Raw genomic sequence first — 12397 nt, forward strand, 5'->3', positions numbered from 1 at the left:
CATGAAGATTTCCATCATAAAATCACTATCCGCAAAGATCCTTGTACCAAAACTGGTGCTTTTCCTTGGCCTATTGACGGCCATTCCGGCAACGGGGCAATATACCCTGATCGGCCCCTCCAGTGCCCTTCAGGGAGAGACACATACCTATACCGTGAGCGGGTCGAACATATCCAACATCACCTGGTACACGGGCAATGGTGCCACAACCTCCAACCAGACCCCCTATAGTATTGATTACACCTTCCCGAATTCGGGATACTCATTGGTCAAGTGCAAGGTGGACGACGAGTTCAACAACTCCTATTGGCTCAAAAGGAACGTCAATGTCTGTGGCATCCTATCGCCGGGCAGCCTTGACAGCAACCAGACCATATGTTACCAAGGGGACCCGGGTCCGATCACCGGAACATCGCCCACTGGGGGAAGCGGGATCTATACCTATAGCTGGCAGTACTCGACCAATGGCACAAGTGGTTGGACCACCATCAGCGGGGCAACCGGCTCTTCCTATGACCCCCCTGGAGGGCTTACCGCATCCAGGTGGTACCGAAGGAGCGTCAGTTCGTGTAACCAAATCAAATTCACAAGTGCCAGAAAGGTGACCGTCAGCATCGTCTCCGAGGCTGGGGGGACCAACAAATCCCGTTGTGGCAGTGGGACAGTGGCCCTTACCGCCACAGTGGGCACCAACGGGAACACCATCCGTTGGTACAGTGCATCATCCGGGGGCACGCTCCTTCACACGGGAACCAGTTACACCACACCGAGCTTGGGCTCCACTACCACTTATTATGCGGAGAGCTACAATACATCCACAGGGTGCAAGGCCCCTACAAGAAAGGCCATTCAGGCCATCATAAATCCGGTACCATCGACCGCCGGGGGAAGCAATGTCGCTCGCTGTGGCACCGGGACACTTACACTCACCGCCACGATCGGAAGCAATGGGAACAATATTCGCTGGTACAGTGCATCATCCGGTGGGACCCTTTTGTATACGGGACCCAGCTTTACCACACCGAGCTTGGGTTCCACCACCACCTATTATGCGGAGACCTTCAACGCATCCACAGGGTGCAAGGCAACCACAAGAAAGGCCATTCAGGCCATCGTCAACCCAATCCCGTCAACGGCCGGGGGGAACAATGTTTCCCGTTGTGGTCCAGGGACTGTGTCCCTGAGCGCTACCGTGGGTAGCAATGGGAACACCGTCCGCTGGTACAGCGCCTCTTCCGGCGGCACCCTTTTGCACACAGGGACCAGCTATACAACGCCCAGCATCAGTTCCACCACCACCTATTATGCGGAGAGCTACAACAGCTCCACAGGGTGCAAGGCATCCACTAGAAAGGCCATACAGGCCATCGTTGACCCGTTGATGACCTGGTATGCGGACACCGATGGTGACGGCAAGGGAAATGTATCGGCAAGCACTTCTGCCTGTACCCAGCCTTCCGGGTATGTATCCAACAGCTCAGATTATGATGATTCCACGGTGATGATCACCGACATTGCCCCGCAGACATTCTATTATGATGTGGACGGTGACGGGTTCGGTGTAAGCAGCCCTACGATCTATGCAAGTTTTAGGCCTTTGGGCTATGCCACCAATGCCTCCGACCAATGTCCGGACAGAGCGGGATCCAACAATGGTTGTGACTACGTTGCCCCTACCCTTAGCGATGCCAACTATGTCAGCACCCGTGTCTACCAATCGGCCATGTCATCGGCGAGCAGCATCAAAAACAACAGTGATGTCCTGGAGAGCGTCGGTTATTTTGACGGGCTTGGAAGGAGCAAACAGCAAGTCTCGGTAAAAACCTCAGGCACGGCTACCAGGGCCTCAAGCCCAAACACCCCTGCAGAATGGAGCATGGACTGGAGCGTTGGAACTGGGGGTACGCCCTTTTTCAACCAAAATGGAGCCACCACGGAGAATGAGCGTTTCTATGGTCCAAACCCTTTTGGGGAGACCGATCTTATATGGCGTTGTGGGAACGAACCCGATAGCGGTTCCGATGGCGGCTGGAACACCGATTATATCAATGTGGACAAGACCAAGACCTACCGCTATATGGTATGGGTACGCCGTGATGGCTCACATAATGGGTCGACCTACCATGGAACACAAAACGTTGAAGTAATTACTGGGGGCAACCGGGACAATCCCTATTTCTGGTCGGGCGACCTACCCCAATTGGGAGAATGGTATCTTCTAGTGGGCATAATACACCCCTACACACATGGCAGTACCGATACCGGGGTCAGCGGGGTCTATGATATCAACGGTAACCGGGTAATAGACAGATATGAGTATAAATGGAGAAGTGACACTACCACCTCCAGGTTCCGGAGCTACTTTTACTACAGCACCGATGTGAACGCACGTCAATACTTCTACAGACCCATACTGGAGGTAGTGGACGGCAACGAGATCCCATTACAGGAAATGTTCAAGACCGGAAAAACAGATGACATTGTCAGCCATGTCAGTTATGACGGCTACGGGCGACAGGACAAACAGTGGCTGCCCTTTGTTGCACAGACCGGCAATTCCGGGAGTGACCGCGGCGATGTCTCCACTTCCATCCAACAATATTATCTGGACAATTATGCGGATGATTTCACCGGTGTGGCCCTGGCCAATGTAAACGCCTATTCCCAAACGGATTTTGAGGCCTCGCCCCTGAACAGGGTCCTCGAACAGGCCGCTCCGGGCAAGGATTGGAAACTAGGTGGTGGTCACTCCATCCGACTAGATTATCAAACGAACGGAACAGGAGAGGTCCGTAGTTATAAGGTGACAACATCCTTGGCCAACAATACCTATACGCCCATCCTGGTGTCCAATGGACATTATGATCCGGGCATGCTCACCAAAAACGTGACCAAGGACGAGAACTGGCAATCGGGCCAAACAAACGTGAACGACCATACCGTGGAGGAGTTCACCGACAAACAGGGCAGGCTGGTGCTCAAGCGTACCCACAACAATGGGGAGCACGACACCTATTATGTGTACGACGATTTTGGCAACCTTACCTATGTGCTGCCACCAAAGGTGGTGCACGACAGCAGCATCTCGGCCACCGAGCTCACGGAGCTGTGCTACCAATATGTATATGACGACCGTAACCGTATGGTGGAAAAGAAGGTGCCTGGAAGAGGATGGGAATATATCGTATACAACGTTTTGGACCAGCCCGTGCTTACTCAGGACGCCATACAAAGGCCTAATAAAGAATGGTTGTTCACCAAGTACGACGCCTTTGGAAGGGTGGCCTTTACAGGACTACATCTTCATCCAAGTGTCATTAGCAGGGAAACCATGCAGGGTTATGCCAATAATACCTCAGGGTACAGCCAATATGAGACCAAACAAGGAAGTTCTTCGACCCTGGCCGGAACCACGATTTATTATTCCAATACTTCCATCCCATCGACGGTTACAGAAATCTATACCATCAATTATTATGATAGCTATGTGGACACTGATGGGTTGAATGTTCCGGCCACTGTGCTCGGGCAATCCACTGCCAGCGGAACAAGTTTAAAAGGCCTGGCCACTGTAAGCAAGGTACGGGTTTTGGGCACCAGCGACTGGACCACCGCCATAACCGGTTATGATGTCAAAGGAAGGGCCATCTATGCTGCCAGTAAGAACAATTACCTGAACACCACCGATGTGGTCTGGACCAAACTTGATTTTACGGGCAAACCGGAACAGGTGCAGACAGACCATACCAAGGCCGGGCAAAGTACCCTGACCACGGTGGACGATTTTACCTATGACCATGCTGGAAGGCTCCTAAAGCAGGAACAGACCATTGGCGGAATCAAGGAGACCTTGGTGGAGAACCATTATAACGGGCTCGGGCAATTGATCACCAAAGAGACCGGAGGTGGACTGCAGACCGTGGATTACGACTTTAACGTACGCGGATGGCTCAAAAAGATAAACGATCCGGGCAACCTCGGCGCGGACCTCTTTGCTTTCGGCATCAATTATAACATGGTGGGCCATAGTGGTAGTGCCTTGTTCAATGGCAATATTGCCGAAACCGAATGGAAAACGGCCAACGACAATACCTTGCGTTGGTACCGCTATTCATACGATGCCCTAAACAGGATTACCAGTGGGACCAGTGGTAGTACCAATGGTTCATGGGACAATAAGCATAACCTGAAACTGGTGGAGTATGATAAAAACGGTAATATCACAAAGCTTAGAAGGAACGGCTACCACTCAAATGGTACCTTTCAGGAATATCTTGACCAAATGGATTACACATATGATGCCGGAAACAAACTAACCGATATCTATGAGGCTGGGCATCACTATGCCGGGTTTGCCGACAAGGCCAACACACAAACAGGGGATTACGCCTACGATACCAATGGTAACCTTACCATGGATTTGAACAAGGGCATACAGACAGATGGCATTACATACAACCATCTGGACCTGCCCACCTCTGTGACCGTGCCCAGTGGTACAATTTCGTATATTTACGATGCCGTGGGCACCAAGCTGAAGAAGACCGCGGGAAGTTCTGTGACAGAGTATGCCAATGGTTATGTGTATACGGGCAATACCACCTCCACTACCCTTCAGTTTTTTAACCACCCAGAGGGCTATGTGTACAAGGATGGTAGTGCCTATAAATATGTGTACCAGTACAGGGACCATTTGGACAACATACGTTTGAGCTATGAAAACAACGGTGGCACGGCTGAAATTGTGGAGGAAAACAACTACTACCCCTTTGGCCTTAAGCACAAAGGCTATAACGATGCGGTGTCCCCCCTTGGGAACAGTGTAGCGCAAAAGTGGAAGTTCGGCGGCAAGGAGCTCGATGACAGTTTTAACGGCGAACTGGACACCTACGACTTTGGTGCGCGTAACTATGACCCTGCATTGGGTAGGTGGATGAACATAGACCCCATGGCAGAGGCCATGCGTAGGCACTCACCGTATAACTATGCGTTAAACAACCCGATGTTCTTTATAGATCCTGATGGAAGGTCGCCGATTGGACATAACGGCGATGATATTTGGGGACGTACAAACCCTTTTGGGGATACCCCTGGAATAATTGCCTACGCAAAGACACCTGATCCGGATGATGAAGAGGAGGAATGTCCAAGATGTGATGACATTCACGTTCTGGTAAATACAATCCATAGAGCAGCGGAAAAACATGGAAGGGATTTCGCAGAAGCAATTATTAAGGCTTCAAAGGGAGAAGCGAACGATTACAACGAGCTAATTGGCACGGAGTTCTTTGAATTGGAGGAACCTGTAGCTTTGGGAGACAACCTTCCTGAAACAAAGAAAGATGATAAGCCATATAAATTTACCTATAGCTCAATTCCGGTTTTAAGTGATGATGATGTAAAGATGTTGCAAACTGCTATAAACAGAATTTACTTACAAAAGGATAAATCGAAACAAAATATTGCAAGAGTACAAATATTGGTAAATAGCGAGAACCAGCTTGGGGGTGCAAGACCTGAAGGTACAGTTAGATTTCGAAACAGTGATGGAAAACATATAGCCAATTTATGGATAACAAAAAACGAAGACGCTACCAATTTCTGGAGAACTCATTTTACAAACATTCGAAATACATCTTTTATGAGCACCTTAATGGCTCATGATAGGGACAATGGGACCAGTTTGGCAGAAAAATATAAAGAAACTACTTATGGAATTATTGAATGAATCAAAATGAATAAATTATGACAAAAATAAAATTCAAGACTATCAGCTATATCCTGGTGTTCTTAATATTCGTAAATATCTCCTGCAAAGAAAATCTGGTAAATAATGGAATTTATGTGACATATGAAAGCTCTGATATTAATTTTGATGGTGAACATTATGGTTTTGTCACCGTAATAAATGACACCATAAGGGCAAATAGTTATGGACTTCCGAATGATGGAATATATTCGAATGAAAAAAAATTCTTCAAAGTTAATGACAATACCTATCAAAGTATATATGACTCGGATAAGATTAAAGCCATCCCCCTCAATGACTCTATCATCCAAATTGATTTTGAAGATGAGATAACTCAGAGATACCTTAAGCTGGAAAGTAAAACCAACATCATTAGTTTAAATTTAGAAAACAAGAGATACAGATATAAACTAGGAGAAAATTCTTATTCCATTGCTTTCAAAGACAATGGAACTGCGATAGGTGTTAATGAGGCAACCTCTGATACAGTAAAATATGACTGGAAAAAGATTGTACTTTCAAATAATGTGTTGATTATCCTAAACAACGACCTCTATTCCTACCATTTGCGTGTTGATTCTTTAAAAACTGATGAAATTATATTATCTCGTTTTGTTGAAAACACAGCACAGATAAGATTTAAGGAGGTGGAAATTGTTACCAATAAAACAGATAGTCTAACTAGGTAATGGGGTAACGTAGTAAAATAATTTTTTTTTCGTGGATTTAAGGCCAGAAAACCCTCCCCTCCCACTGGTTTCCAACTAGTGGCTTAAAAACAACCAACAACAGCAGTTCATAATGGGCTGCTGTTTTTTCACCCGCCCAACCCCTCTACCCTTTTTGGTTGGTTAAGTGGAGGAGCTGTTCGAGATTTTTCTTTTTATTCAATTCAGAGATACGAAACCATAATTTACATTTCCCCCAGCTAAGAGAAAAAACACGTATTCCTTAATTTTAAAAGAAAGCTACTTTTGCCAGAAATGAATAAATACAGATAATTTGAATCAATTACTGAAATGGTTTGGGCTCACCCTAGTATTTTTGATAACCTATAACATTCTCAATCTTATCGTTCTAATGAGTTTTGAAGCACTTTTAGGCTTGAGGTATATCAATTTTGCACTTCCAATTGCCCATGTTATTGATGCAATAATTGTTCTTTTTATTTACAGAAAATATGGAAGACCAACTCTGTTAGGGTCCAATAATCTGATTTCAATATGGGATATATTTCTATTGCTGATAATTTCCGCATCTGTGGTAGTCATAAAAGATCCCATTTTAAACTTGTATGAAATCTTAGGAATAAAAGAATTACCTAAAAACACATCAAATCAAGTTTTAGATGTTTATCAATTAGGATATGCTTTCTATACCATCCTGTTGATACCAATAATAGAGGAGTTGTTTTTTCGTGGAATCATGTTGGAAGAATTTTTTAAAAAAAACCTGGGTCTTAAAAAGAGTATATTGTTTAGTTCCTTTTTATTTTCATTGATTCATTTTAACCCAATAGAATTGGAAATCTCCTTTTTCTATGCTTTGAGCAATTTTGTTTTTGGATTGATTGCAGGAATAATCTACTGCTATAGGAGAAATGTTTTACCTGTTATATTCTTTCATATAATGGTCAACCTAATTGCATCCGTGATCAAACTGTATTACGGAAGCTATGTCGCAACCTTGTCAAGTTTGAATTTCAACATTATTTACTGGGGATTGTTCCTCGTTTCGTTCTTAGTTTTATTAATTATGCTCTATTTGTTCGCTATTAAAGGAAGTAATAGTGAAAAGGCAATAAACTAATTTCTTCACCGACAACAGCAGTTCAATTTGAGCTGCTGTTTTTTCACCCGCCCAACCCCTCTACCCCTTTTTGGCTGGTTAAGTGGAGGAATGGAACACTGGTTGTTTAAGTCATGCAATAATTAAAAACAAGGGATATTCTTATTGAAAAAATGAATTCAAGATGTGTCTTTGTTACCACAAAGACATCTTGTTTTGCTCCCTTTGGTCGCAAAATAAAACCTTCCGTTGCATGAAACCTCTTCGCTTGCAAAATGAAAGGGCGAGTGAAACTTCGTTTCACGCTGCAAGCCCAAATCATACCAAAACAAACCTGCTGAGCGAGGTAAAAGTTCTATTGTAAAGCAAAATTGGGTCAACTTTTTACCCTGTTTATGTGGCTTCCCAAAGGATTTGACCCAATTCTGAAAAATATTGATTGGAAAACGGTTTATTTCCTATGTTCATGAATCAACCAAAAAGCATCATTTCGTTATCCTTGGTTTTTGTGTTTTTACTGTAAATTTTTTCAATGTTTTCAGGGGTTCCTAGGGTTTTTACAGCAAAAAATGAAAATTTTATTAAGAGAAGTAATCTGCAAGAAGTATTAATTTTACTGGCCTTTTGGCCAGAACTTGGATAACGTAGCACCGGCTTGCCGTGCTACCCTCTCGCTGTACAGATTTGGCCTACTTCGTATCCCAAATGCTGCACACCCCACTGGCCTTAAAAATAGGTTGTGCGCCCTCTTCCAATTTTATTTGACGCTTATCTCCCGAATCGCTATAAAATCGGAACAGGGACCGTGCGCATAGTTTAAAGGTAAGGATTTGGGAAAAATGCAAGATTTAATCGAAACTCATTTCATTTAAGCTCTTTCAATTACATTTGTAATGACGAAGGAAAAATCACCAAAAAAGTTCACAAATCGTCAACATTGAAAATCATAAAAAGCTGAAAACCCTTTAAACAAAGGGGTCTAAGGAAAAAGTTCGATTCTTGCCGGGGCTACTTTTTAAACCTTGGGATATTTGTTTTTGATTTGAAAACATGGGTTGGGATTAATCCAGACTACAAATGTTTACCATTCCGGCCACAATGTTGTTGTTGATATCCACTCCGTTAAAATGTCCTTCCACACCCTCGCTTTTGTTTATGAAATCCATTGCGTTGATGTAAATGGATGTTTTTTGAAGATGGAACATTCCGGAAACCCTGAAATCCAAGTTGAGAATCTGTCCTTTGTTTAGAGCAACAACTTTGTCATCTTCTATGATTACAGAATCATTTAGACTAACAATATTATAATGATATTTTTCAATCTTTAGATTGATAGTATAATTTTCACCTGCTATGTTAAAATCAAAAACATAGTCACCAGCCGACTTTGTCAAAACCTGGGCATATGGACTTTTCTTGGAAAACATAAGTGGGTTTTTCCTAATGTTGCTCTCCACAACCAATCTCACCTTATTCAATTCCTGGCAAATGATGGGGTCAAAAGATTTATCGTTTACTTCTTCCTCGATCTCTGCTTTGGTATCGAATTTTTTTAATATCATTTTTCCAGCAATTGCCCGGTCGTATTTATCAAATCCAGAATAGGTTCCTATCAGATAATGTCTTTCATTTGGAGAGGACTTACCGATAAAGAAAATGAACTTTGCCCCCTCACTTTTCTTGTTTCCAACAAAATATTTTGTGTCAAAATGTGCGAAATCTTCACTTTGACTTATGGTTCCATAAAAGGTATACACACCTCTTGCCCCATTTTCATCAACGTACACATATATCATTTCCACGGTTTTCCAATCATTATAAATGATTACTTGACCCTTGTTCATTTTGTTGTCCTCTCCAAAATAGTAGCACACGTAATAATGGTCTATTAAACTTCCACGCTTGTTCAACAGGTCAAACTGTTTATCCCGCTGTTTTTGGGTAAACAAGTCACTTTCAATAAATTCAATGATGTCACGATATCCCAGATAATTGAAAAATAGGGACCTGTATTCCCGGCTAATTTTAATTACGGGTTTGCCAGAAGACGATTCTCTTAGCTTATTATATAGGTATTTCCCGTTTACATACCCACGCAGAACCAGCTCAAGGTCGTTTTTAAGATTGGCCTTATCAGGATCATAGTTTCCAAAACCATATAATTGAGAGTCTTTGTACTTGCCTTCTATTTTGTGCGATTCTTTAAAATGTGCAATTACCCTATTTAAAAGTACCGAGAACACCTGTTTGGTCAGGAGCAAGGTTTCGCTTTCATGCCTTTCCAATATGTTTTCCATTATTTTCCAATTTTATAAATAGGAATTACTAAAATATAATTTATAATTCGGAAAAAAAATTTAGGAAAATTGACCTGTCTATATTTAACCAACTAATTTATAATCAGATAACCCATGCTACGATCAGTTTTATTGTTTACAATGCTTTTACCTTTTTATTGTTTTTCCCAAAACATTGAGGTAAGCGGTAAGGTTCAATCTGCCGAAGGCCCTCTTTTAGGTGTATCCGTAATTGAACAGGGAACAACAAATGGTACCACTACAGATTTTAAGGGCAATTATGCTATCCGGGTAAGTTCAGGGGCAACTTTGGTCTTTTCTTATCTTGGATTTAAGACTCAGGAAATAACTGTCAATAGTAATGCCTTAAACGTAACCTTGGAAGAAGATGCTTCGCAACTTGAAGAAGTGGTTGTAAAAGGATTTGATAACGTTGTTGGTAGAGCACGACGTCGCGCGGAATCCGTTCAATCAATTCCAGAGTCTGTCGTAACCTTTACTGCACAGGCCATTGAGACCAAAGGAATTAATAATGTGCAAACCTTTGCCGATCAGATTCCGAATGTGAATTTTACCAATTCGCAGAATATAGGTAACAACTTTATCACTGTTAGGGGAATATCGCATATCCGAAATGGAGAATCACCAATTGCTTTTGTAATTGATGGAGTTACGCTGCCCGATGCGAATTTAATCAACCAAGAATTGTTCGATTTGGCATTGATTGAGATTGTTAAAGGACCTCAAGGAGCACTTTATGGGAGAAATGCCATTGCCGGGGCGATTAATATTGTGACCAACGAGCCCACCAATATACCTCGGAATAAGATTCAGTTTGGATATGCCAACGGAAATCTTTTACAGGCACAGTTGGCATCCACCGGGCCGCTGATCAAGGATAAACTTTTCTACAGGGTTTCTGGATCCTATAAAAAGGGTGATGGCTTATTAAATAATGTGACCTTAAATACCGCTCCAGATTTTGTAGAAGATTTGTCTATAAGAGGTCAGCTAAAAGCTGTTTTGTCTTCCAATACAACGGCGACCCTCACAGGTCAGTTTATTGATGCCGAAGCTGGAGCGGTATATTATGCCTCTCCTACTACTGGGAATCCAAATATTGATCCAGATGATTTTGACAATATGGCCATTCAAGGAGATCAATTTGGGCGTTCCACCCTGGATGCCATCTATGGAAATCTAAAATTCGATTTTAATTTGGGCAATGTTAAACTAACGTCCTCATCATCTTATAACAAAGGAGAACGTAACCATATTGGTGATTTGGATTTTACTCCAGCTGACGTTTTAAGACAGATTCAGGACAGTAACACGGAAACCATCAACCAAGAATTCCGATTAAGTTCCACGGATGCAGATAGCAAAGTTAGTTGGGATTTGGGTGCATTCTATCAAAAGTTGGATAAGCAACTTATTACAGATGCTACCGCTGATTTTGGTTTTTTCGCACCGCCTTTTCAGCCTACAGGAACACAATCACGGTTGGCGATTGGAAACTTTACCAATACTTATAATACCATTGCGGCCTTCGGATTTATGGATTTTCAAGTTTCAGACAAGTTGACTTTATCTGCAGGACTCCGCTTTGATAGAGATAATATTCAGCAAGACAATGTAACGGAAAACACCAATCCTGAAAAAACGGATACGCAATTGCAACCCAAACTTTCTTTGGCTTTAAAAGCCACCGAGAACACGTTGCTTTATGCCAATTATGGCCGCGGATATCGAACAGGTGGATTTAATCAAGGAAACACGGTTCGCTACGATTCAGATTTTGAAGCGGAAACAACGGATAATTACGAAATTGGGATGAAGAATACCCTTTGGGATGGGCGATTTATTCTGAATTTATCAGGGTATTACATTGATTTCAACAATCAACAACTATATGCCCTTGTGCTGGACGGAGGTAACGGTAGTATTCTCATCGGAAATTTCAATGTTCCAGAAAGTGAATCTGTGGGATTTGAGGCAGACCTTAAATTGAGGGCCACAAATTGGTTGGACATCCTAGGAAGTTATGGCGTGAGCAAAGCTAGGATAACCGAAGGAACTTCAACCGTGAGCACCGGAGCCAATGAAACCATAAATGTTTCGGGCAACAATACACCGCTGGTACCACAAGATAGCTACAGTTTTGGATTGGAGTCAAGCTTTGATATTGCCAAGAACATTTCATTCAACGGAAATGTCAATGTAGAAGGAACAGGAAAAATATATTGGCATGAAGATAATGCCGCGGTGTCGTCAGGATATAATCTTTTGAATGCTCGACTAGGTGTTACCTTCGATAATTTTTCAATAAACCTATGGGGAACCAACCTCACGGATACGGAATATATTACAGAATTTTTTGCGCAGACATTCTCCAATGGCGGCTCTGATTTGGCCTGGCTAGGTCAACCTGCCACCTATGGCGCCAGTATTGCCTATAAGTTTTAATCGACCTGGGCAGCACAACTATTTTGAGTTAGTTTAAGTTAAGTGATCCATTGCAAATGCAAAGCCACTAAAACTCCTTAGTGGCTTTCTTTAAACT

5 protein-coding genes are annotated in these 12397 nt (G+C 42.9%); 4 read left to right on the plus strand and 1 reads right to left on the minus strand.

Features of this window, described 5'->3' with window-relative positions:
- Position 1 precedes the first annotated feature (1 nt).
- From ACULLG_RS04740 to ACULLG_RS04750, 3 genes are all read left to right on the plus strand, one after another.
- Entirely contained in the window at positions 2-5728 is a 5727-nt protein-coding gene (locus ACULLG_RS04740; RefSeq protein WP_452125599.1) for an Ig-like domain-containing protein, read from the plus strand.
- Between the two features lie 17 nt (positions 5729-5745).
- Complete coding sequence (locus ACULLG_RS04745) at positions 5746-6438, plus strand: hypothetical protein (protein ID WP_452125600.1); 693 nt, start codon at positions 5746-5748, stop codon at positions 6436-6438.
- Positions 6439-6751: 313 nt separating this feature from the next.
- Positions 6752-7558, plus strand: a complete 807-nt coding sequence (locus tag ACULLG_RS04750) for a CPBP family intramembrane glutamic endopeptidase (protein ID WP_452125601.1) — start codon at positions 6752-6754, stop codon at positions 7556-7558.
- 1040 nt (positions 7559-8598) lie between these two features.
- Here the strand turns inward: ACULLG_RS04750 and ACULLG_RS04755 are convergent.
- A complete protein-coding gene (locus tag ACULLG_RS04755) occupies positions 8599-9834 on the minus strand; it encodes a hypothetical protein (RefSeq protein WP_452125602.1) in 1236 nt (411 codons plus the stop codon).
- Positions 9835-9948: 114 nt separating this feature from the next.
- Here ACULLG_RS04755 and ACULLG_RS04760 point away from each other — a divergent pair, with 114 nt between their 5' ends.
- Positions 9949-12300, plus strand: a complete 2352-nt coding sequence (locus ACULLG_RS04760; RefSeq protein ID WP_452125603.1) for a TonB-dependent receptor — start codon at positions 9949-9951, stop codon at positions 12298-12300.
- The last annotated feature ends 97 nt before the right edge of the window (positions 12301-12397 follow it).

It is taken from the genome of Flagellimonas sp. 2504JD1-5, assembly GCF_053618295.1.

Bases quoted from the DNA above. Each gene is read 5' to 3' on its own strand.
- ACULLG_RS04760 (WP_452125603.1), top strand. From the start codon at position 9,949: ATGCTACGATCAGTTTTATTGTTTACAATGCTTTTACCTTTTTATTGT.
- ACULLG_RS04740 (WP_452125599.1), top strand. From the start codon at position 2: ATGAAGATTTCCATCATAAAATCACTATCCGCAAAGATCCTTGTACCA.
- ACULLG_RS04755 (WP_452125602.1), bottom strand. From the start codon at position 9,834: ATGGAAAACATATTGGAAAGGCATGAAAGCGAAACCTTGCTCCTGACC.
- ACULLG_RS04745 (WP_452125600.1), top strand. From the start codon at position 5,746: ATGACAAAAATAAAATTCAAGACTATCAGCTATATCCTGGTGTTCTTA.